This is a genomic window from Gordonia asplenii, assembly GCF_012933505.1.
GTDB lineage: Bacteria > Actinomycetota > Actinomycetes > Mycobacteriales > Mycobacteriaceae > Gordonia > Gordonia asplenii.
Genome location: NZ_JABBNB010000039.1, coordinates 1 through 22,092, shown reverse-complemented (window position 1 = coordinate 22,092; position 22,092 = coordinate 1). Strand labels below are relative to the sequence as shown.

General features: G+C 65.7%; 17 protein-coding genes. 7 read left to right on the top strand and 10 right to left on the bottom strand.

The window, feature by feature from the left end; all coding sequences use genetic code 11:
* Window positions 1–1,068, top strand: coding sequence for an NAD-dependent epimerase/dehydratase family protein (locus HH308_RS25985; protein WP_170197181.1), 1,068 nt, complete (start codon window positions 1–3; stop codon window positions 1,066–1,068).
* Here the strand turns inward: HH308_RS25985 and HH308_RS30590 are convergent.
* The 4 genes from HH308_RS30590 to HH308_RS25965 are packed head-to-tail and all read right to left on the bottom strand — an operon-like array spanning window position 1,040 to window position 4,079.
* Entirely contained in the window at window positions 1,040–1,642 is a 603-nt protein-coding gene (locus tag HH308_RS30590) for a TetR/AcrR family transcriptional regulator (protein WP_170197180.1), read from the bottom strand. The genes HH308_RS25985 and HH308_RS30590 overlap by 29 nt on opposite strands.
* A 54-nt stretch (window positions 1,643–1,696) precedes the next feature.
* Complete coding sequence (locus HH308_RS25975) at window positions 1,697–2,566, bottom strand: SDR family NAD(P)-dependent oxidoreductase (protein WP_170197179.1); 870 nt, start codon at window positions 2,564–2,566, stop codon at window positions 1,697–1,699.
* A 26-nt stretch (window positions 2,567–2,592) separates the two neighbouring features.
* Window positions 2,593–3,543 carry an alpha/beta hydrolase gene (locus HH308_RS25970; RefSeq protein ID WP_246284856.1) on the bottom strand — a complete coding sequence of 317 codons (951 nt, stop codon included), beginning with the start codon at window positions 3,541–3,543 and terminating at the stop codon, window positions 2,593–2,595.
* Window positions 3,540–4,079, bottom strand: coding sequence for a hypothetical protein (locus HH308_RS25965; RefSeq protein WP_170197178.1), 540 nt, complete (start codon window positions 4,077–4,079; stop codon window positions 3,540–3,542). The genes HH308_RS25970 and HH308_RS25965 overlap by 4 nt, the downstream gene beginning before the upstream one ends.
* A 986-nt stretch (window positions 4,080–5,065) precedes the next feature.
* Between HH308_RS25965 and HH308_RS25960 the strand changes: the two genes are divergently transcribed.
* Window positions 5,066–6,766, top strand: a complete 1,701-nt coding sequence (locus HH308_RS25960) for a PHA/PHB synthase family protein (protein WP_170197177.1) — start codon at window positions 5,066–5,068, stop codon at window positions 6,764–6,766.
* A gap of 1 nt (window position 6,767) precedes the next feature.
* On the opposite strand, the gene HH308_RS25955 is transcribed toward HH308_RS25960, so the two are convergent.
* Entirely contained in the window at window positions 6,768–7,124 is a 357-nt protein-coding gene (locus HH308_RS25955) for a helix-turn-helix domain-containing protein (protein WP_312870857.1), read from the bottom strand.
* 104 nt (window positions 7,125–7,228) lie between these two features.
* On the opposite strand from HH308_RS25955, the gene HH308_RS25950 reads away from it, so the two are divergent.
* Window positions 7,229–8,413 carry an alpha/beta fold hydrolase gene (locus HH308_RS25950; RefSeq protein WP_170197176.1) on the top strand — a complete coding sequence of 395 codons (1,185 nt, stop codon included), beginning with the start codon at window positions 7,229–7,231 and terminating at the stop codon, window positions 8,411–8,413.
* Between the two features lie 181 nt (window positions 8,414–8,594).
* Here the strand turns inward: HH308_RS25950 and HH308_RS25945 are convergent, their stop codons facing one another.
* Window positions 8,595–9,188, bottom strand: coding sequence for a TetR/AcrR family transcriptional regulator (locus HH308_RS25945; RefSeq protein WP_170197175.1), 594 nt, complete (start codon window positions 9,186–9,188; stop codon window positions 8,595–8,597).
* Between the two features lie 100 nt (window positions 9,189–9,288).
* Between HH308_RS25945 and HH308_RS25940 the strand changes: the two genes are divergently transcribed.
* The 4 genes from HH308_RS25940 to HH308_RS25925 are packed head-to-tail and all read left to right on the top strand — an operon-like array spanning window position 9,289 to window position 14,094.
* Complete coding sequence (locus HH308_RS25940; RefSeq protein ID WP_170197174.1) at window positions 9,289–10,479, top strand: thiolase family protein; 1,191 nt, start codon at window positions 9,289–9,291, stop codon at window positions 10,477–10,479.
* A gap of 7 nt (window positions 10,480–10,486) precedes the next feature.
* On the top strand, window positions 10,487–12,148 hold the full coding sequence (locus HH308_RS25935) for a long-chain-fatty-acid--CoA ligase (protein WP_170197173.1): 1,662 nt from the start codon (window positions 10,487–10,489) through the stop codon (window positions 12,146–12,148).
* Window positions 12,148–12,921, top strand: coding sequence for an enoyl-CoA hydratase/isomerase family protein (locus HH308_RS25930; RefSeq protein WP_170197172.1), 774 nt, complete (start codon window positions 12,148–12,150; stop codon window positions 12,919–12,921). The genes HH308_RS25935 and HH308_RS25930 overlap by 1 nt, the downstream gene beginning before the upstream one ends.
* A gap of 6 nt (window positions 12,922–12,927) precedes the next feature.
* Window positions 12,928–14,094, top strand: a complete 1,167-nt coding sequence (locus HH308_RS25925) for an acyl-CoA dehydrogenase family protein (RefSeq protein WP_170197171.1) — start codon at window positions 12,928–12,930, stop codon at window positions 14,092–14,094.
* Between the two features lie 320 nt (window positions 14,095–14,414).
* Here HH308_RS25925 and HH308_RS25920 read toward each other — a convergent pair whose 3' ends face one another.
* The 4 genes from HH308_RS25920 to HH308_RS25905 are packed head-to-tail and all read right to left on the bottom strand — an operon-like array spanning window position 14,415 to window position 21,521.
* A complete protein-coding gene (locus tag HH308_RS25920) occupies window positions 14,415–16,043 on the bottom strand; it encodes an AMP-binding protein (protein WP_170197170.1) in 1,629 nt (542 codons plus the stop codon).
* A gap of 53 nt (window positions 16,044–16,096) precedes the next feature.
* Window positions 16,097–18,835: a winged helix-turn-helix domain-containing protein gene (locus tag HH308_RS25915; RefSeq protein WP_170197169.1), complete on the bottom strand. Its 2,739-nt coding sequence runs from the start codon at window positions 18,833–18,835 to the stop codon at window positions 16,097–16,099.
* A gap of 54 nt (window positions 18,836–18,889) precedes the next feature.
* Entirely contained in the window at window positions 18,890–19,834 is a 945-nt protein-coding gene (lipP1, locus tag HH308_RS25910; RefSeq protein ID WP_170197168.1) for a LipP1 family hormone-sensitive lipase, read from the bottom strand.
* A gap of 55 nt (window positions 19,835–19,889) precedes the next feature.
* Window positions 19,890–21,521 carry a flavin-containing monooxygenase gene (locus tag HH308_RS25905; protein ID WP_170197167.1) on the bottom strand — a complete coding sequence of 544 codons (1,632 nt, stop codon included), beginning with the start codon at window positions 21,519–21,521 and terminating at the stop codon, window positions 19,890–19,892.
* Window positions 21,522–22,092 lie beyond the last annotated feature (571 nt).

The following is a 22,092-nucleotide window of genomic DNA, read 5'->3' as shown; positions in this document are numbered from 1 at the left end:
ATGACCGAGATCGACCCCGACCTGCCCGTCCTCGTCACCGGCGGCAGCGGCTATGTGGCGAGTTGGATCGTCCGCTACCTCCTCGAAGAGGGACGAACCGTGCGTGCGACCGTGCGCGATCCGCACAAGCCGACCGGCCTCGACCATCTTCACGAACTCTCCCGCGCACACCCGGGACGGCTCAGTCTGCATCGCGCGGACCTGCTCGACGCGGGCAGCTTCGACGAGGCGATGGCGGGATGTCAGCTGGTCATCCACACGGCGTCCCCGTTTCTCATCGGCAAACTCGACGACGCGCACGAGCAACTCGTGCGACCGGCGCTGGAAGGCACCCGCAATGTGCTGTCGAGTGTGAATCGCACCGGATCGGTGACCCGCGTCGTGCTGACCAGCAGCGTTGCCGCGGTGTACGGCGACACCGCCGACCTGGCCGGCCGGGATCGCTTCACCGATGCCGATTGGAACACGACCAGCACCCCGACCCATCAGGTGTACAGCTACTCGAAGACGGTGGCCGAGCGGGAGGCGTGGACGATCCACGACGCGCAGGATCGGTGGGGCCTGGTCACCGTCAATCCGTCGCTCGTCCTCGGGCCGGCGCTGACCACGAGCAGCGTCTCGGGGAGCATGACGACAATGGGGCATTTCACCGACGGCTCACTGGCTTTCGGCGCGCCGGCGTTGAAGATGGGTATCGTCGACGTGCGCGACGTCGCTCGCGCGCACATCGCCGCGGGTGCGACTGCGAAGGCTCACGGCCGATACATCGCGACGGCCGAAGTCGTCAGTCTGCTCGAGATCGGTGCCGTACTTCGCCGCGGATTCGGTTCCCGATGGACGTTCCCCCGAAACGAAGTGCCGAAGGCGCTGGTCAAACTGGTCGCACCGCTCGGTGGAGAATCACGCCGAACCGTCGAACGCAGCGTCGGGTGGCCGGTGAAGTTCGACACCTCGCGCGCCCGAGGCGACCTCGGCATCGACTTCCGCCCGGTAGAGCAGACCATCACCGAACACTTCCAGCAGATGATCGACGACGGACTTACCGGGGCCTCAACCCGTCGCCGATGATCGCACCGAACAGCCCGAGCAACTCGCTGCCGTCGGTCCGGTGCCGGTCGACCCGCCACGTCAGGTTGAGGATTCCGTCGACGGCGGCCCAGAGCAGGGTTGCGGTCACGTCCGGGTCGACGTCGGCGCGGATCGTGCCGTCGGCGATTCCGTCGCGCAGCACGTCGGCGAGTTTGCCGTTCTGTTCGGCGGTCAGGTCGGCGATGCGATTAAGTGCTTCGGGGAGATCGGGCGGAGCCGACAGCAGCCGAAACTGATTGGGGCGCTCGGTGGCGAACTGCGCATAAGCCATGGCAGCGGCCAAGACTCGCTGTTCGACGGTGCCCGGCCGCGCGTAGGCGGCGTCCATGTACTTACGGTTGGCTGACAACGCCCGCTCGGCGACGGCCAGCAGCACCGCGTCGCGGGTGCCGACGCGGTTGTAGATGGTCTGCAACGCGACGTCGGCCCGCTCCGACACGGCGGGCAGGGTCACCGCGTCGAGGCCCCCCGTCTCCAGCAGAGCCTCGGCGGCGTCGATGATCGCTTCCCGGGTCGCCGCGCGTTTGCGGCTCTGTCGGGACTCAGCGGGCACTGCGGGCTCCTCGGTATGCGTCGGTGCGGGTGTCGGTCGTATTGTCCCACGCACTTACGCGTCGCTCGTCGCATGTCGTGGACTGATCCACCCGGTGCTGTTGGCCAGAGCGATGGCGTCGGGAATCGTGTTGCCGCGGAATCCGATTCGGTCGACGATGGGGCGCAGCAGACCGGGAATGCGGGCGAGGAAGGTGTTGCTCTTGGGGGCGACGATCAGCGCGGCCCGAGCCTCGATGCCGTTGACGACGTCGTCGACGACCTGCTCCAGCGGAATCATCTTCCACAGGCCGCTCGTGTTGCCGCCCCACAGTCGTTGTCCGGCGGCGTCGGCGTGAACGTCCTCCATCATCGGCGTCTCGAAGAAGGTCGGGTGAGCGCTGCCGACGTCGACGCCGTGGTGGCGCAGTTCCAGTCGGGTCGCGTCGGCGAGCGCCCAAACCCCGGCCTTGCTCGCGACATACGGACCGTTGAGCGGCGAATGGACGAAGGCCGCCATCGACGAGATGGCGAGCAGGTAGCCGCGCTGCTTCTTGACGTGCGGCAGTGCCGCACGGAAGGTGCGCCACACTCCGCCGAGGTTGATGTCGACGACGCGGTCGAAGACGTCGGGATCGAGTGTCTCGATCGACGCCATCGAGCCGACGCCGGCGTTGGCGATCACCACGTCGATGCGTCCGAAGTGTGCTGCGGCGTCGTCGATCGCGACCTGAACGCTGTCGAGGTCGCGGACGTCGGCGGTCCAGCCGCGCGCGACCGCCGGTGAGCCGAACGATGCGGCCTGGGCCGCCACGGCGTCGGTGTGCAGGTCGATCAGGGCCAGATTGGCTCCGCGCGAACGCAATTCGGCGGCGAGCGCGGCCCCGAGGCCGCCGGTGGATCCGGTGAGGACGACGGTTCGGCCGGCAAGGTCGTAGCGAGACATGGTGGTGCCCTTCGGGTTTCGTGAGGTCAGGCGACCGGGACGTGGCGGGCGAGGAAGTCGAGCTGGTCGGTGACGTTGCGCTCGAACCACTCTCCGACGTAGATGTCGAAATGCCCTGCGTCGTAGAGCTTTATCTCGCCGCGAGGAGCTTGCGCGGCATACCGCTGCGTCGGCTTGGGCGGTGCGACGGTGTCGCGCTCGCAGACGGCCACGTGCAGCGGGCAGGTGACGTTCTTCGCTTCGCGGCCGGGGAAGTTGACCGGGATCTGCAGTGCGATGCGCGCGGGGACGCCCTTGGGGTACGTCGCGCCGGGAGGCATCAGGGCTTCGACGCCGGCCACGGCGTCGGGCGAGGTCATCAGCGCGGTGGAACCCGGAGCGCCGTAGGTCGGGATCATGACCGGCGCACGGCCCAGTCGTGCGGCGACGACGTCGCGGATGGCCCGCGTCATGACCTTCGCCGAGGTGATCGGCGACATCGTGGTGCCCGACGCGAGGCCGTCGGTGAAGGGGCACTGCGAGATTGCGGCGGCGATCCGCTTGTCCTGAGCCGCGGTGACGATGGAGTGGCCGCCGCCGAACGAGGTGCCCCAGACGACTACGCGGTCGGGGTCGACGGTCGGAAGTGTGCGTGCGAACGCCACCGCGGCCTTCCAGTCCTCGCGCTGGCTCTTGACGTCGAGCAGCTGGCGGGGTTCGCCGCCGCTGGCGCCGAAGTAGCGGTAGTCGAAGACCAGGCAGGCGTAGCCGGCGGCGGCGAATCGCTCGGCGAATGCGTCGAGCCGTTCCTCCCGGACGCCGCCGAGGCCGTGGCCCATCACGATGATCGGGCCCGGGTTTTCGGCGCTCTCAGGCTGGTAATGCCAAGCGGCGCAAGTGGTCTCGCCGGAGGGAAAGGTGATGTCGGTGCGAGTCATGTCGATGCCTTCGGTTGTTGGGTGGGTTGTTGTGGTGGATTGTTGGGGGGCGTGGGTCAGGAGCGTGGGGTGCCGAGGTCGGCGGTGTACGGGCGGGCTGGTCCGACGAGCCGGAAGGGGAGCGGGACACGGCGTTGGCCGTCGGTGAAGCCCCAGGTGCCGATGCCGAGGTAGACGCCCGGACGGAGTCGGCGGATCTCGTCGACCATGTTGACGCGGCCGTTGATGCCGTCGAACGGCGTGTAGTCGAGCTGGTAGGCGGGCCGCCCGTCGTAGCGTGACGGGGCGATCGACGTCAGCATCGGGCTGCGTTGGACGTCGGTGTCGGAGAAGATCGGCCGAAAGGTGTTGTAGCCGCGTCCCGACGTGTCGTCGATCGGACGGAATGCCTTAGCGCGCCACGGCGACAACGGATTTCGAACCTTGATCGCGCCGATGACGGTGCTCGCGATGTTCGGTTGGCGCAGCAGCGTGGCGTCGAATTCGCCGTCCATCTCCGCGATGGTCGGGGCGTCGAGCTGAGTGAACAGGACCATGAGGTCGGTGACCGAGAGGGCGGTCAGATCGACGGTGGCGGGGTCGAGGGTGAGAGTCATTCAGGGCTCCTGGTGCGGTGGGCGTGCACCTAGAGTATGTGATTGATTCTAAAAATGGAAGACCATCTAATTATGGCTTGGATTACATCGGGGGTGTGGGGTAGGCGGGGCCTGTTCTGGAGCGGTGGCGAGATGTTGTCCCGTTGTAACGGTTCGTTGTTACTGGTGTGACTGGCGGTGTCCCTTCCGCTGGTTGAGCCTGGTTTCACCGGTCCGGGCACTCCATTTGCTGGTTGAGCCGTGAGGAGCGTAAGCGCGCCGTACTGAGCGAGGCGCTAGCCGAGTCGAAGTGCCGAGCGTGTCGAAACCCCTGTACCACAACGCATTTGATGGCAGCGCACGAGTCGAACTGCGATGGAATCAAACATCGAGGAGTGTGCACCCGAAGGGTGCGCACGCGACACTTGCCGGGTGAAAGTCGCCGATATTGGCGCGCATCATCGAAAGTCGTTGTGGCTGAGAGGTTTCGACACGCTCGTCGCTAACGCTCCGCACGGCTCAACCAGCGAAACGGGTCCACCATCGGTGGATCCAGGCTCGGGGAGCGGAGATGGGTCCTCCTCGAGAACCCGTTCCCCAGTTGGCGTTTCGGCTCGCCAGCCCCTCGTTACACCGAAGCTCGCGAGCTCGCTTCGGCACTCGGGGAGCGGATAGGGCGTTTCGGCTCGCCGGCCCCTCGTTACACCGAAGCTCGCGAGCTCGCTTCGGCACTCGGGGAGCGGGGCAATACCGACGCCTGCGAGCTCCCATGGGCACTCGGGGAGCGGGCAATACCGACGCCTGCGAGCTCCCATGGGCACTCGGGGAGCGGGGCAATACCGACGCTTGCGAGCGAGCTTCGGCACTCGGGGAGTCGAGAAGGTAGCGGCTCGACGATCGACGCCGGGAGGCGCTGTGGATGGCGGCGCAAAGTAGACGTGACTCTGGCGGCCAGGTACTACGGTTGCTTCGAGACCTCATGGCCTTGAACGATCAGAGGACTGACGATGAACCAGTTTGAACCGGCTCCGGTGCCCCTGCCGAACTTCGTGCGCCAGGCCGAGGCCAAAGTCGATCCGTTGGGGTGGGTGCCTGCGACCACGAATGTGCTGAAGCGATCGCTGCGACACCCCGACGCGCTTGCGTTGGCGCTGGGTCGGTTCGCATCGCGCAGCGCGCTACTGCCCGCCCGGTCATTGGTACGGGCACTGAACGTGTCGGGCGGTGACGCCGAGGCGTCGAAGTCCTCTTCCGACAAGCGATTTGCCGACCCCGCTTGGGAAGAGAATCCGTATTTCTTCAGCCTGCGGCAATACTACGATCTGTGGTGTCAATTCATCGATGAAGTCCTGGCGGCCGGACAAGGTGATCGCATCGAGGATCTAAAGGCGTCGATGGCGGTCCATCTGGTGTTAGATGCGCTGGCGCCGGTGAACTTCCTGGTGACCAATCCCACCGCATTGAGTCGCGCATTTCAAACCGGCGGAAAGTCGTTGGTGCGGGCCACCGGTCTCGCCATATCAGATATCGTAACGAATGGCGGAATGCCGGAAAAGGTCGACAGGTCGGCATTCGTCGTCGGCAAAGATCTGGCCGCTACCCCCGGATCCGTGGTGTTCCGGAACGACTTGATCGAGCTTATCCAATACGCACCGCAGACCGATCAGGTGCGCAGTGTTCCGTTGCTGTGCAGCCCGCCGTGGATCAACAAGTATTACGTCATGGATCTTGCGCCACGGCGCAGCCTGATCGAATGGGCGGTACAGCACGGGAGAAACTGCTTCGCGATCAGTTATCGCAATCCGGATGAGTCCATGGGTGACCTGACCATGGACGACTATATCGAGAATGGCCTTCTGACAGCGATCGACGTCGTCGCCGACATCACCGGATCCAACAAGGTCGATATCGCGGCACTGTGTCTCGGAGGTGCGGTGACAGCCATGACCGCCGCACTTCTCGCGATGCGCGGCGACGATCGGATCGGCACGCTCACCCTCCTCAACACGATGCTCGACTACTCCGACCCGGGAGATCTCAGCGCATTCGTAGATCAGGAGTCACTGCGGCGACTCGAAGGCCGGATGAGTGAATCGGGTTATCTGCACTCGTCCGACATGGCCCTCGCCTTCGATCTGCTGAGACCGAGAGACCTCATTTTCCGCTATATCCCCGACCGCTGGTTGATGGGCGAGACGTCGGCGCCCTTCGATATTCTCGCATGGAACGGCGACGCGACCAGAATGCCGGCCGCAATGCACAACGGGTATCTGCGTGATCTCTATCATCAGAATCAATTGGCGCGTGGAGTTCTGGAAATTCACGGCACTCGCCTGGATCCCAAAGCGATAACGTCCGACACCTACATCGTCGGTGCGATCAATGACCATATCGTCCCCTGGCAGGCGTCGTACAGCTCGGCGGGTCTACTCGGCGGCGACGTGCGATATGTGCTGTCCTCGGGCGGCCACATCGCCGGCGTCGTGAATCCGCCGTCGCCGAAGGCGTGGTTCGAGACATCTGAGTATGTTCCGGGTGATCCGCAGGGCTGGCGGTCGTCGGCGACGAGGACCCCGGCGTCGTGGTGGGAGGACTGGACCAGCTGGGCCGACGCTCGCGCGGGCGAATTCGTGGCCCCGCCGGAGAAGCTCGGCAACGACCGGTACGCGCCGATGGACGCCGCGCCCGGCAAGTACGTCCACGGGTAGATCAGCGGTCTGAGTCAGCGCGGTTCGCCGCGAGCATAGCGCCGTAGACCTCCAATAATGCTCGACGCTGCGCCGGTGTGAGATTCGAGTCTCGGCGGATTGCCGCGCGCAGATCCCCGTCGTCGTCGGGATCGGTCACCTTGAGTGCCTCGGGATCCATGCCGAGCGATGTGGCGATGTTGTTGAGAACTTGTGCGCTGGGTGCGCGGAGGTTGTTCTCGATTTGTGACAGGTAGGGATTGGAGATGCCGACCATCGCCGCGAGCTGGCGCATCGGCAGCTCGGCGAGGAGTCGCTGATGGCGAATGATGTCACCGACGGATAGCGGGAGGCCGGGGGATGCGTCGGAGTTGCTCACGATCCTCGATCGTATCGCGCCGCCGATGTTTGCAGGGTTATAGCTAACTTGCTAACGTGCTTCCGGCGGCCGCAACCGTCGTGACCGCTACGAAAGGACCTGCCATGACTGGGACCACCGCCTCGCAGAGTGAACTATGGCAGCGCGCACCGTTCGACGCCGCGTTCGCTTTCGTCGGCGGCTGGGCCCGATACACCGCTTCCGCACTCCGACGCGGGCCCTCCTTTTCATTCGGGTTCGTCCGGGATTCGGGCGTGTGGTGGTCGGCGGCGACGCACCGGTTCGAGCCCACCTGGTCGACACCGCACACGGTGGCGATGCGGTGGCCGCAGGCGGAACTGCTCGACTTCTCCGAGCCGATCGACGCCGGCGTGCCGACGCTGATTCTTCCGCCGCAAGCCGGACATTCGTCGACCATCGTGGACTATTCGGAGAACCAGAGTCAGGTGCGCACCGCACGAAGCGCCGGGCTGGGCCGGACGTACGTGTTGTCGTGGTTGGGGGCCACCGATGAGACGTCGGACTCCACGATCGACGACTACATCGCGATTGTCGACGACGCCGTGGCTCACTTGGGCGGTCGAGTCAACCTGGTCGGTGACTGCCAGGGTGGCTGGTTGGCGGCGATCTATGCGGCTCTGCGGCCCGAGGCCGTCACCTGCCTGGTGACCGCAGGGGCTCCGATCGACTTCCACGCCGGAGAATCCGCCGTGCAGTATTGGGTCCAGAAGATGAGCGGACCGCGCGGCACCGTCGACCTGTACCGATGGATCGTCGACGCGGGCAAGGGCACCTATCGTGGCGCCAACCAGATTCACGGATTCAAAATGCTCGAGCCCGCCGAGGAGCTCAAGCGACTGTCTGATCTGTGGGCCAACATTCACGATCCGGAGGCGGTAAAGCGCTACACGGAGTTCGCGGACTGGTTCGAATGGGGGCAGGACCTGCCCGGCGCGTTCTACCTGTGGATCGTCGAGCACCTGTTCGTCAAGAACGAGCTCATCGCAGGCGAGCTCGTCGTCGACGGTCGTAAGGTCGACCTCTCGGCGATCGACTGTCCCGTCTACATGTTGGCCGGTGCGGCTGATCACATCACCCCGCCGGCGCAGATGTTCGCTCTCGCAGAACACATTTCGACGCCGTCGGAGCATCAGGACCAGCAGACTGTTCCTGGCGGCCACCTCGGACTGTTCATGGGACGCGCCGCGCTCGCCGGTGCGTGGACCGACGTCTTCGCGGCGATCGCGGCTCAGAACATTCCGCAGCCCGCGGCCGCGTCGGAGGCTTAGGGACATCCACCTGCGGTCCGATCGCTCGCCGTCGGGCTTGGTATGCGGGGTCCGGGTGAGTCGCTCGTTTCCGTAGGTTGAGCCTGGGCACTCCTCACGGCTCAACCAGCGGAAGGGGCAACGGCACAACCAGCGGAGGTGGCGTAGGCGCACCCACCCAGCGGGAGTGGGTAAGGCCGCCCTACTCTTGCGCCGCTGCTGCGGTTCGTACTACCACCGTCGGTTTCTCGTCGGCGGGGGCGTCGAGCTGTAGCCACATCGCGTCGACCATCGGCTGCAGAAACAGGTGTCCCAACTGTCGCACCATTGTGCGCACCACCTGGTCCGGCACGGTGTGGCGCGTCGACGCGCTGCCCGCGCTGCGTTGCCCCGATACCTGCTCGCGGGCCAATGAGGTGAGGTCGGCCAGCAGATGACTGTCGTTGCCCGGATCGAGTAGCGCGCGTCGCATGTAGTCGACGATCGCGGGGTTCTCGTCGAACATCTGGCGCACCGCCGCGTCGCGTCCGGCTGCCACTTTCGACGCGGTGTCGCCCACCGGAACGGACTCGATCGCGGCCGCGTGTCGATCGACGATGTACTGTTCGACGGCTGATCGTAAGCCGTCCTTGGTCTTGAAGTGATGTTGCACGAGGCCGACGGCGACCCCCGCGCGGGCCGCTACCGCGCGCAGCGATACCGCGGAAACCCCTTCTGCGGCAAAGAGATCCAACGCAGCGTTGCGGATCCGCGCTTTGGCTGTCAGGTCGATGTCGATCGGAGCGCCGGTTGGCATGTGTCACCGCCTTTCTCGATAGCACTATACAGATGATGAATGTTGCAGTACATTCATTCATGTTCCAGTACAGATGTATAGCCGATGGGAATCGAGAATCATGGCACAGCGCGAAGCAGTGATCGTCGGAGCGGTCCGGACACCGGTCGGCCGGCGTCGCGGCATCTTGCGGGGATGGCACCCGGTGGATCTGCTCGGGGTGACGCTGCGGGAGCTCGTGGACCGGACCGGCGTGGATGAAACGCTGATCGACGACGTCATCGCCGGATGCGTCATCCAAAACGAGGAACAGACCGGCAATCTCGCGCGGCACGCCGTGTTGGCCGCCGGACTGCCGGAATCCATTCCCGCGGTCACCGTCGATCGGCAATGCGGATCGGGTCAGCAGGCCGTCAGCTTTGCCGCACAGGCGATCATCGCCGATTCAGCGGATCTGGTGATCGCCTGCGGCGTCGAATCGATGTCGCGCGTGCCGATGCCGCCGTCGATGACTCCGGGAGCGCCGCTGGGGCCGCAGTACAGCCCGCGTGAACGGGCGCGATATTCAGCCGGCTCGGCAAGCGGTGAGTTGATGGCTCAGGGCGCGTCGTCGGAGTTGATGAACACCAGATTCGGTCTCACTCGTGCCGACCTCGACCGATTCTCCGCCCGCAGTCATGAAAGGGCTTGGGCGGCAACCCAAGCCGGCCACTTCGCCGACCAGCTGGTCACCATGCACGCCGACCCCGCCGATCCGGCGTCGGCGCTGATCACCGCCGACGAGGGGATCCGCCCCAACATCGATCTCGACAAGATGGCCACGCTGCGAACGGTTTTCGCCGACGACGGCATGACCACCGCCGCCAACTCGTCGCAGATCTCCGACGGTGCCGCAGCGTTGCTGATCGCCGACCGCGACTTCGCCGAACGCCACGGCTTGATTCCCCGCGCACGGTTCCGGGCACTGTCGGTGGCCGCCGCCGACCCGGTCATTCAGTTCACCGCGGTCCTCGACGCCACCGAAAAGGCATGTAAGAAAAGCGGATTGAATATCGACGACATCGACCTCATCGAAGTGAATGAGGCATTCGCCGGCGTGCCGCTGATGCTCGCGAAGCATTTCGGCGTCCCCGACGACAAGCTCAACGTCAACGGCGGTTCGATCGCGATCGGTCACCCGCTGGGATCGACCGGCGCGCGCATGCTCACCGACCTGCTCTGCGAACTCGAGCGGACATCGAAAACCTTTGGCCTGCAGACGATCTGTGAGGCCTCCGGCACCGCCAACACCACCATCATCGAACGCATCTGAGGTAGACGTGTACGACATCATCGAGGGCCTGCCGTCGACGCACGGCGACCACTACCAGCTCAACACCACCACATTGATCACCCACGCCGCGCGTACCTATCCCGAGCAGGAGATCGTGTACCGCACCGCCGACGGCGGCTGGGATCGCTATACCTACGCCGACTGCTACCGGCGAGTGCGGCAGTTGGGCAATGTGCTTCGCACCCTGGGCGTCGGACCGGCGGATGTCGTCGGCGTACTCGATTGGAACAGCAAGCGGCACTTCGAATCATATTGGGCCATACCGGCATTGGGTGCGGTGCTGCTGCAGATGAATCTGCGGCTCGGAGCCGAGGATCTCGCGTTCGTGACCGATCACAGTCACGCCAAGGTGGTCTTGGTCGACGAGACGTTGCTGCCGGTCGCTGAATCGCTGGCCAGCGCGGGAGTCGGAGTGCGGACCTGGGTCGTGATGACCGACAAGCCGTTGTCGGAAGTCGCCACGACGCTGCCGAACGTCGTTTCATTCGAGGAGTTGATGGCCGGGGCGACCGATGAGATCGCCTTCCCGATGATCGGTGAAACATCCGCCTACAGTGCGTGTTACACGACCGGCACCACCGGTCGGCCCAAGGGAATCTACTACTCGCACCGCGGCATCTACCTGCATGCGATGGCACAGGCGCAGGTATTGTCGATGACCGCGGACGACACCGTCTTGCTGATCACGCCGATGTTCCACGGCAACTGCTGGGGTCTGCCGCAGTCCGGAGTCCTCGCGGCGACGCGTTTCGTTCTGCCCGGCCGGTACGTCGCCGAAGACACGTCGGTCCTCGTCGATGTGATGGCCGCCGAGAAGGTCACCGTCGCCAACGGCGCTCCAGCCATCTTCGAGCCGATGCTCCGATACATCGAAACCCTCACGGACAAACCGGATTTCAGCAACACAAGGATGCTGTCCGGAGCCACCGAGCCGCCTCTGTCGATGATGAAGGGCTTCCACGACCTCGTCGGCGCCGACATCGTGCAGGGGTACGGAGCCACCGAGACGACCCCGCTCGTCACGACCAATCGGGGCATCAAACCCTCGCTGCGTGGGCTCACCGAGGACGAGCAGTGGAATCACAAGCGCTACCAAGGACTTCCGATGATCGGCATCGACATCCGCATCGTCGACGCCGTGGGAGATGATCTCCCGCACGACGGCGTTTCGGCCGGTGAGATCCTGGTGCGCGGCCCGTGGATCATCGAAAGCTATTACGACCTCGACGACAACGACTCGCGCTTCCTCGACGGGTACTGGCGCAGTGGCGATGTGGGGACGATCGACGAATACGGCTATCTGAAGGTCACCGACCGGATCAAAGACGTCATCAAGAGCGGCGGCGAATGGATCAGCTCCATCGACATGGAGAATGCGATCGCCGGGCACCCGAATGTGTTGGAGGCAGCGGTGATCGGGGTCGCACATCCGAAGTGGCAGGAGCGGCCGGTGGTGCTGGTCGCCACGAAGGACGGCGCCGACCTTCCGCTCGCCGAGGTACACGCGCTGCTTGACGGCAAGTTCGCCAAATGGCAACTGCCCGACGTCGTGATTCGACAGGATTCGTTGCCGCGCACCAGCGTCGGCAAGCTGGACAAGAAGGTCATGCGCGTGACACATGCCGACATCTACGCGCAGGAGGCGTGATGAGCCCGGTCAGCACGACGCTCGACGGCCCCGTTGCCGTCATCACTCTCGACCGACCGGCCGCACGCAATGCGCTCAATATCGAAGTGCAACAGGGAATCCTCGACGCCCTGGGGGCGATCCGCCGAGACGACGCCGTGCGCTGCGTGGTGATCACCGGGGCCGACGGTGTGTTCTGCGCCGGTGCCGACATCACCGCGTTCGACGAGTTGCGTGCCGCGCCGGTCGTCGGCGACAGGTCGGCGTCGACGATGTTCTGGGCGGAGCTCACCGGCTTTCCCAAGCCGATAATCGCGGCGGTCGAAGGCTATGCGCTCGGCGGCGGATGCGAGATCGCCCTGGCATGTGACATCGTCATCGCTTCGGAGACAGCACGATTCGGTGTTCCCGAGGTGAAGCTCGGGGTGATCCCCGGTGCGGGTGGAACGCAACGACTGATCCGCGCGGTAGGGAAGTCGACGGCGCTGATGATGCTGTTCACCGGCGATATGATCACGGCGGCGCAGGCGTTGCGAACCGGAGTGGTCGCCGACGTCGTCGGCGAGGGTGAGGCGCTCACCGCCGCCACGCTGATAGCGAGACGGATCGCCGCGAACTCGCCACTGGCGGTGGCACTGGCCAAAGACGCCGCGCTGCGCAGCTTCGAGTCCTCCCTGCAGCAGGGCCTCGCCCACGAACAGCGCAACTTTCATATCGCCCTGGGGTCGGCCGACAGCCGCGAGGGCCAGGACGCATTCCTCGGCAAGCGCCGACCCGTATTCACCGGAAGGTAGAACGACGTGACCACATTGTTTCCCGACTTCCGATCTCCCTGGGAGACCGACGAACATCGCGCGCTGCGTGACCTCGCACGAGACTTCTTCGCGAAGGAGGTGAGGCCGCACGCGCAGCGCTTCGCCCAACAACACCACGTGGACCGGGAGCTGTGGACCAAGGCTGGTGCCACCGGACTGTTGCTGACCGACGTGCCAGAGGAATTCGGTGGCGGCGGAGGCGATTTCGGCCACGAAGCGATCGTTCTGCAGGAGCTTGCCTATGCGCACGACACCGCGTTCGGCGTCGGAGTCACCGTGCATTCGGCCATCGTCGCGCACTACCTGATGTCGTATGCGACCGACGAGCAGAAGAAGCGCTGGCTGCCCAAGTGTGCGTCCGGTGAGAGCGTGCTCGCGATCGCGATGACCGAACCGGGTACCGGATCGGATCTGCAGGCGGTACGGACGATGGCGCGTCGCGACGGCGACCACTACGTCGTCAACGGGTCGAAGACATTCATTTCCAACGGAACTCACTGCGACCTGCTGGTCATCGTATGCAAGACGGATCCGTCGCAGGGGGCCAAGGGAATGTCGTTGCTGGTGGCCGAGGTCGATGGACTGGACGGCTTTCAGCGCGGCCGAGTGTTGGAGAAGATCGGGTTGCACGGCCAGGACACCCGCGAACTGTCGTTCACCGATATGCGGGTGCCGGTTGCGAACCTCCTCGGCGGCGTCGAAGGGCGGGGCTTCATCCAGTTGATGAATCAGCTACATCGTGAGCGGCTGGCCATCGGACTCAGCGGGGTGGCGGCAGCCGAGGCCGCCGTGATCGAGACGGTGGCCTACGCCAAGCAGCGCGAGGCGTTCGGCAAGCCGCTGCTCGCGATGCAGAACACGAAATACGTTCTGGCCGAGTGCAAAGCGGACGTGCTCGCCGGAAAGACGTTGATGGATCACTGTATTCAACGTGCTATCGACGGCACGCTGGACCCGGCGACCGCGTCGATCGCGAAATTGTGGGGAACTGAGAAACAGAACGAGATCGTCGATCGGTGTCTGCAGATCTTCGGCGGCTACGGCTACATGACGGAGTATCCGATCGCACGGATGTACGCCGACGCCCGCGTGCAGAAGATCTACGGTGGCACGAGCGAGATCATGAAGGAGCTGATCAGCCGATCGCTGTAGGGAAGTGTCTTCGCTTCGATCTGCGTATGACGTTGTGGCGGTGGGGATCGCGTCAATCCTCGGATTTGAAAGCCGCACGCTCGCAGGTTGTTTCGGGTCGGCTTGGGTTCTTCGTCTCGCCGGACCCCTCGTTACACCGAAGCTCGTCCCTCGCTTCGGCACTCGGGGAGCGGGTGGGTCGGCTTGGGTTCTTCGTCTCGCCGGACCCCTCGTTACACCGAAGCTCGTTCCTCGCTTCGGTACTCGGGGAGCGGAGTTGTCGCTTCGGTGGTTGGGTTGGGCTGGGTGGGATTGGGCACTCAGGGAGCGGGTGGGGCCGGTCACCCCTGCACACGCGTACGAGTCGACCCCCACGCCGCGTCGCGGAGTTCGTTCTTGCGGATCTTGCCGGTCGACGTTTTGGGCAGCTCATCGACGAACTCGATCTCCCGGGGCGACTTGTACGACGCGATCTTGCTCTTGACGTGGCCGATGAGATCGGCTTCGCCTGCCTCTGCGCCGGCGGTGAGCACCACGTAGGCCTTCGGGCGTTCACCCCACTTGTCGTCGGGGACGCCGATGACGGCGACGTCGAGTACGGCCGGGTGGCTGACGAGGGCCTGCTCCACCTCGATGGTGGAGATGTTCTCCCCGCCGGAGATCACGACGTCTTTGGCGCGGTCGAGGAGCTGGACGTAGCCGTCGGGATGCATGACGCCCAGGTCGCCGGAGTGAAACCAACCGCCGGCGAACGCCTCGTCGGTGCGTTCGGGGTCGTCGTAATAGCCGCTCATCACGACGTTGCCGCGCATCACGATCTCGCCCATCTCGACGCCGTCGGCCGCGACGTCGATCAGCCTGTCGCCGGAGTCGGTGCGTACCACGCGCAGCCGGTCGGCGGTGATCATGCCGACGCCCTGCCGCGCCATCAGGACCGACAGCTCCTCTCCGGACAGCTCCGACCAGCTGGGGTCGGGTTCGCAGACCGAGTAGGGACCGTAGGTCTCGGTGAGGCCGTAGACGTGGATGATGGTGATTCCGAGGTTCCGGATCGCTTTGATGATCGTCGGGCTCGGCGGGGCACCGGCAGTGGCGATGGTCATCGGAGCGGTCATCGGGTGTGCCTCCGGCGCGGTGGCCAACGTCGTCAAAACCGTTGGCGCGCCCGACATCTGATTGATGCCCTCGGTGTCGATCAGTCGCCACATGTCGTCGCCGCGCACCGCGCGCAGGCAGACATGAGTGGCGGCGACCGAGGTCAGCCCCCAGGGGCCGCACCAGCCGTTGCAGTGGAACATCGGCAATGTCCACAGGTAGCGGGTGTCGGTGGAGAAGCCTTGCGTCACAACATTTCCCAGCGATGCCAGGTAGGCGCCCCGGTGGGTGTACATGACGCCCTTGGGTTTTCCGGTGGTGCCGGAGGTGTAGTTGATGGAGATGACCGCGTTCTCGTCGGTCACGTCCCAGTCGAGCGTGTCGTCGGTGTCGCCGCGCGCCACGAGCGCGTCGTAGCGGACCGCGACGTCGACGTAATCGCCGTCGTGGCTTGGGGTTTCGATGATCTCGCCGACCGTCGCGAAGTCGATCCCGGTCAGCGGAGTCAGCAGTGGGGCGTCGCCGACGAGGAGCACCGCCCGCGCGTGGTCGCAGATGTAGCGGATCTCCTCGGGAGCGAGACGGGTGTTGACGGCCACCAGCACGGCGCCGGCCAACGGCACCGCGAAGTGTGCGACCAGCATCTCCAGCGAGTTGCTCGCCAGGTACGCCACCCGGTCTCCGGGCCGCACACCCGAGCGGCGCAGAGCGCTCGCCAGCGTCGTGACCTCGGCGGCCAGTTCAGCGTAGGTGCGTCGACGATCACCGTCGATCACCGCGAGTTTCGTCGGATGCACGTCGGCGGAGCGTTCGAGGAAGTGCAGCGGTGTCAGTGCTGTGTTGAGTCCGTCCGATGCGGTTTGCGCGCGATTCATGGGGCCTATTTCCGTTCCTGGGGTGATGTGTTCGAGGTGAGATGGCGACGACGTCAATCGAGCAGCCCGGACCGCCGGACCAGGCCGACCGACTCCATCCGGTTGGAGACGCCGAGTTTGGTGTTGATGTTCTTCAAATGCCACTTGACTGTGTTCACGGTCACGTGCAGCTCCTCGGCTACGCGCCGATTCGACAGTCCGCCGCCGACGAGCCGGAGGATGTCGAGTTCGCGTGCGGACAGCGACCTCAGCTCAGGGCTCAGCACCGCGTGCGTCGAAAGCCGTCCCGAGCGTGCCAACAGTTGCTTGACGTAGTTGATCGGTACATCGGGGTCGGGCCAGGCGTCGTGATCGACGAGGTCGGCGATGTGTTCGAGCACCGATCGCGCCGGTTCGCCCGCGTCGAGGAAGGACCGCTGCAATCCGGCGTTGGCTCCGGCGCGCACCGCGGGAGCCAGGGTGCGCATGGCCTGATTGCGTCGGCCGGCCAGTTCCTGGGCGCCGGCGAGCTGAATACGCACACGGACCTCGTCATAGGGGTGCGACCGTCGGCAGGTGTCGGCCAGCAGCCGATCCAGTTCCCGGATCGCGGTGTCGTGTTGACCGCCGGCCGAAGCGACCAGCGCCATCGACTGGACCCGAAGGCGACCGATCTCGCTGGCGACGCCGCCGGAGAATCGTTCGCCGTCCGGGATCGCCCGAGCCGACTGGGTCGCGCGGTGCAGGTCACCGGCACTGACCATCGCGCGCACCTGCTCGTGCAGCATCCACGCGGACAGCCGGGCGAGTCCCAGCCGATCGGCGAGGTCGATTCCCTCGGCCAACAGATGCAATCCGGCGGCCGGGTCGCCGCGCAATCGGTGAATGCGCGCCAGCGTCGTATAGCTGGCGATCATGAACTCGACCAGCCCGCCCTCGACTCCGTAGCGTCGTCCCTCTTGAACCAGCGATTCGGCCGCGTCGATCCGGCCTCGCTCGTATTCGCTGCTCGCAAGCAGTGCACCGGCCAGCTGGGCCGCGTGCGAGCGAATTCCGGCGGACTCCTGGGCGATCCGGACGGCCTCGCGCAGGTGTGCCTCGCCCGCGTCGGTGTCGAGTTCGTCGGTTGCCGCGATTCCCGCCAGACACCGTCCGTACACCCCGGGGAACTGGCCCGTGATGCGGTCCTGGAAAATCCGCGCCCAGCCCTGCAGTTGTCGTGCCGAGGAGAACTCGGCGTTGCGGACCAGCACGACGGTGCGGATGTTCGCGGCGACCGCCACGACGAATGCCCGTACCCGAGTCGGCTCGGCGATCGTCTGGTCGACGAGCCGGTCGGCACGGTCGATGCGGTCGGCGAACACGTCGATGCACGCCTGCACGACGTCGGCCTCCGATTCGAGCTCCTGCGCCCCGTCGTCGGCGGCGATCAGCGAGAACGAGTAGCGCAACTGATCCAGCGACTGCTGCGCGGGCGCCAATCGCTGCAGCAGGCAGTTCGCCCACGCGCTGGCCATCAGCAGCCGCGGCCGCTCGGCCACCGCGCCGACCGGAAGCCGGCCGATCAGTTCGAGGACCGCGGCCATCCGGCTGTTCTCGATCAGTGCCATCGCCTCGGCTTCGACGAGATCCGCCGCGACGTCGACCTGGCCCCCGGCCAGCGCATGGTCGAGTGCGTCGGTCAGCATTCCCCGCTCGGCGAACCAGTCCGTTGCGATCGCGTGCAGCCGGACCACCCGGTCGGGGTCGGCCATGGCCAGGCGGTGGCGCAAGAAGTCGGCGAACAGGTGGTGGTAGCGGAACCACTGGCGGTGATCGTCGAGTCGTTCCAGGAACAGGTCGCGCCGTTCCACTTCGTCGAGGACGTCAGGGCCGTCGGAGCGCCCGCTCAACGCCACCGCGAGCGAGCCGCAGATCCGCTCGGTGAGGCTGGTGACCATGAGAAAGTCGAGCAGGTCGTCGTCGAGTGCGTTGACGACGTTGTCCGCCAGAAACTCCCCGACGGCACGTTGGCCGCCGGCGATGTCGCCGATGAGCGACGACGACGGGCTGCCGCGCAGCGACAACGCGGCCAGATGCAGTGCCGCCGCCCACCCGTCGGTGGATTTGGCCAGCGAGGCGACGGAGCTGTCGGGCAGCGGCAGACCACAGATGTCGACCAGCAGTTCCCGGGACTCGCCGGTGTCGAACCGCAGGTCGGTGGTGTCGACTTCACAGAGCTTCTCGTGCAGTCGCAGCCGACTCAGCGGGAGACCCGACCGGACGCGGCTGGTCACCATCACGTGCAGGTGAGCGCCACCGTTGTCGATCAGGAACTCCACCAGATCGATCGTTTCGGTGCGCGTGATCCGATGCCAGTCGTCGATGATCAGCGTGAACGGTCTGCCGCGCTCGGATATGGCGTTGATCAGCGCAGTCGCGACGATCCGTTCGATGCCCGGGCCCTGCTGGTCGAGCAGGTCGGCGAGATCGCCGACGACGTCGGGGTCGCCGAGACCGATACTCGCGATCAGGTGGGCGAGGAAGGACTCGGCACCCTCGTCGCCGACGATGCTCAGCCACGCGACGTCGGCGCCGGACTCACGCAGATGCCGATACCACTGAACGGCGAGCGTGCTCTTGCCGAAGCCGGCGGGCGCGTGGATCAGGGTGAGCGGGACGTCGGCGGCCGCGCGCAGGATGTCGAGCAGGCGGCCGCGACGGATCGTCTTGCGGGCCGGCGCCGACGGTGCGAATCGGGTTTCGAGGAGCAACCTCGGCGTCGCCTGCCCGCCGGTCACCGTCGTGTCCGAACCTGTGTCGGAGCTGATCATCGATGTTCTCCTCGCTTACCCGTTCGACCCGTCATCGTCGTGCTGGTCGCTCTCTCACTCCCAGAGTCGGGGCGTCCAGCCGAGCCGGAACACCTCGCGCAGGTGCTCGCCGATGCTCTCGACCGCCGCGCGGCCCTGATCCATCACGCCCGCCAGGTTGGCGGCGAAACCGTGGATCTGTCCGTCGTAGCGCTTGTGGATCACCGGGACCCCGGCGTCGCGCAGCCGCGCGGTGTAGGCCTCACCGGCATCGCGCAGCGGATCGAACTCAGCGGTGATGACATACGCGGATGCGACGCCGCTGACGTCGTCGGCGGCCATCGGCGCGGCCCGCCAGTCGGCGGGGTTCGGGGCGTAGCGTTCGACGAACCACTTCAGCAGGTCGAGTGTGAGGAAGTAGCCGTCGCCGTTCTCGCGCATCGAGTCGGTCTCGAGGTCGAAGTCGACGGCGGGATAGATCAGCACCTGACCCACCAGCGGAATTCCCTTGTCACGCGCGTCGAGTGCGACGACCGCCGACAGGTTGCCACCCGCGCTGTCACCGCCGACGGCGATGCGATCCTGGTCGATGTTGAGCTCGGCCGCGTTCGCACGCACCCACTCGAGTACCGCGATGGAATCGTCGACCGCGGCCGGGAACGGATCCTCCGGACCCATCCGGTAGTCGACGGACACCACGACGGCGTGCGCGCGGTTGGCGATCACGGTCGACGGCCCATGCACGACGTCGGGGTCGCCGATCACCCAGCCGCCCCCGTGGTAGTAGACGAGTACGGGGAACAGTCCGCTGCCCTTCGGGGTGTAGACGCGCACCGGGACGTCGCCGCGCGGGCCGGGGGCGACACGCTCGGTGATGTCGGCGACCTCTTCGGGCGCCAGCCCGCACTGCTCGACGACGGCCCGATAGGTGGCGCGGGCGTCGTCGACCGACATCTCGTTGAGCGCTGGGACTCCGGCGAGTCCCGCCAGCCATGCTTGCGCTTGCGGATCCAAAGGCATTTCTAGTCCTCGATTCTGTGCTGCGATTGATTGTGTTCGATGGTCGAGCGGGGAATCAGGCGAACTGGAATCCGGCGTAGTCGGCGGCGGCCTCGTCGCAGACGCGGCGGTATTCGGGGAAACCGCCGGCCCACGAGAGCAGCCCGGTGGGCTTGCCGTCGACGTTCGTACCGGTCCACCACGACGCGGTGCCGGGGATGAGCGTCATGTCGGAGATCTGGTTGTGCAGATCCATGAAGCCCGCTTCCGCCTCGGACGTGGCGTCGAAGTAGGTGTGGCCGGCGTCGTTCATCCGGGCGAGGAAGTCGCCGATCCACGTCCCCTGCTGCTCGATGAGCGTCGGGCCGTTGGTCAGGATCGCGGGATTGTGCGGGCCGCAGTAGTGCAGCAGCATGTTCGGGAATCCCGGCACCGCCATACCGAGGTAGGTGCTGGGTCCCTGCTCCCAGCGTTCCCGCAGGTCACGGCCGTCGGCGCCGCGGATGTTCATCTCGTACAGCGCACCGGTGAAGGCGTCGAAGCCGGTGGCGAAGATGATGATGTCGACCGGGTACTCGGTGCCGTCGGCCAGGACGATGCCGGACTCCGAGATCCGTTCGATCGGGTTGTCCTTCATGTCCACCAGACCGACGTTGTCACGGTTGAATGCCGCGTAGTAACCGTGCTCGATGGGAGGACGCTTGCCGACGAACGGCGACGTCGGGGTGAGGCGGTCGGCACGCTGCGGGTCGCGGACGATCCCGGCGATCTTCTCCCGGATGAAGGCCAGCGCGGAGTCGTTGACGCTCTTGTCGACCGCGACGTCGGCGAAGGTCGAGAACGCGATGGCCAGACCGCCCTTGCGCCATGCCGCCTCGAGAGCGTCGCGGCGCTCCTGCTCCGACAGCGATGCTCCCTCGACGCCCTCCGCGTAGGGGAAGCCGCCGAAATTCTGGCGTGCGTGGTCGAAGATCTCGAGATGATTGGACTCGATCGTCTTCCAATCCTCCTCGTCGAGTTCGTGGTTCCGCCCGGGGAGGCAGTGATACGGATTGCGGGAGAACTCGTAGACGGTCTCTGCGGTGTGCGCGACGACCGGGATGATCTGGACCGCGGTGGCGCCGTTGCCGATCACGGCGACGCGCTTGCCGGTGTAGTCGAGCGGCTCGGCGGGCATCCGGGAGGTGTGGAACCACTGTCCGCCATAGGAATCGAGGCCCGGAAAGCTCGGTAGGTTGGGCTTGGAGAGCACGCCGACCGAGGGGATGAAGTACCGCGCGGTGACGGTCTCGCCGTCGTCGGTGGTGATGGTCCAGCGATGTGTCGCGGCGTCGAACTCCGCACCGGTGACACGCGTGCCGAAGCTGATGTCGCGGCGCAGGTCCTTGCGGTCGGCGACCCAGTTCAGGTAGCGCAGGATCTCCGCCTGCGACGGGTACCGTTCGCTCCAGCGCCACTGCGGCAGCAGATCGGCGTCGAACAGGTCCGAGAAGCTGTAGACGGTGCTGTCGGAGTCGGAGCGTGCGCCGGGGTAGCGGTTCCAGTACCAGGTGCCGCCGACGTCGGATCCCGCCTCGAAGCCCTTGACCGACATACCGAGCTGGCGCAGCCGGTGCAGTTCGAAGAGGCCGGAGAAGCCGGCGCCGACGACCACGGCGTCGACGTCGACGGTGCCTGCGGTCGGTGCGGTCTCTTGCACACTGGTCATTCGTATCCTCCTAGGTGATGCAGCCGGGGAAGGTCGGATCCGCCGCCGCTTGATTGGTGCGTCACAAACACTAGGAAGATGTAATGCCGGTCACCCACCCCCTCGGGTAGTCATTTGCGGCGGGGTGGGTGGGTAGGTCCGTCGTCGGGGGTCGGGTTGTTGGGGGTCGGTTGTGGGGGCCGGCTGCCGCTGGTTGAGGGGGCCCGTTACCGCTGGTTGAGCGAGCGCAGCCGCTGGCTGAGGGCCCTTTACCGTTGGTTGAGCGAGCGAAGCTGCCGCTGGTTGGGCGAGCGAAGCTGCCGCTGGTTGAGGGGGCCCTTTCCCGCTGGTTGAGCGAGCGCAGCGAGTCGAAACCCGTTGTGCCGCTGTGGTTTCGACTCGCACGCTCGTTGTCGTCGGATCGGGGTTTCGACTCGGCTTCGCCTCGCTCAACCGGCAGGGGTGGGCTTCGCCTCGCTCAACCGGCAGGGGTGGCTCAACCAGCGGGGGGGGTGGGCATCGCCTCGCTCAACCGGCAGGGGGTGGGCTTCGCCTCGCTCAACCTGGATCCACCGATGGCACCCGCTCCGCT

Bases quoted from the DNA above. Each gene is read 5' to 3' on its own strand.
- HH308_RS25920 (WP_170197170.1), bottom strand. From the start codon at position 16,043: ATGAATCGCGCGCAAACCGCATCGGACGGACTCAACACAGCACTGACA.
- HH308_RS25985 (WP_170197181.1), top strand. From the start codon at position 1: ATGACCGAGATCGACCCCGACCTGCCCGTCCTCGTCACCGGCGGCAGC.
- HH308_RS25945 (WP_170197175.1), bottom strand. From the start codon at position 9,188: ATGCCAACCGGCGCTCCGATCGACATCGACCTGACAGCCAAAGCGCGG.
- HH308_RS25905 (WP_170197167.1), bottom strand. From the start codon at position 21,521: ATGACCAGTGTGCAAGAGACCGCACCGACCGCAGGCACCGTCGACGTC.
- HH308_RS25915 (WP_170197169.1), bottom strand. From the start codon at position 18,835: ATGATCAGCTCCGACACAGGTTCGGACACGACGGTGACCGGCGGGCAG.
- HH308_RS25965 (WP_170197178.1), bottom strand. From the start codon at position 4,079: ATGACTCTCACCCTCGACCCCGCCACCGTCGATCTGACCGCCCTCTCG.
- HH308_RS25960 (WP_170197177.1), top strand. From the start codon at position 5,066: ATGAACCAGTTTGAACCGGCTCCGGTGCCCCTGCCGAACTTCGTGCGC.
- HH308_RS25975 (WP_170197179.1), bottom strand. From the start codon at position 2,566: ATGTCTCGCTACGACCTTGCCGGCCGAACCGTCGTCCTCACCGGATCC.
- lipP1 (WP_170197168.1), bottom strand. From the start codon at position 19,834: ATGCCTTTGGATCCGCAAGCGCAAGCATGGCTGGCGGGACTCGCCGGA.
- HH308_RS25930 (WP_170197172.1), top strand. From the start codon at position 12,148: ATGAGCCCGGTCAGCACGACGCTCGACGGCCCCGTTGCCGTCATCACT.
- HH308_RS25950 (WP_170197176.1), top strand. From the start codon at position 7,229: ATGACTGGGACCACCGCCTCGCAGAGTGAACTATGGCAGCGCGCACCG.
- HH308_RS25940 (WP_170197174.1), top strand. From the start codon at position 9,289: ATGGCACAGCGCGAAGCAGTGATCGTCGGAGCGGTCCGGACACCGGTC.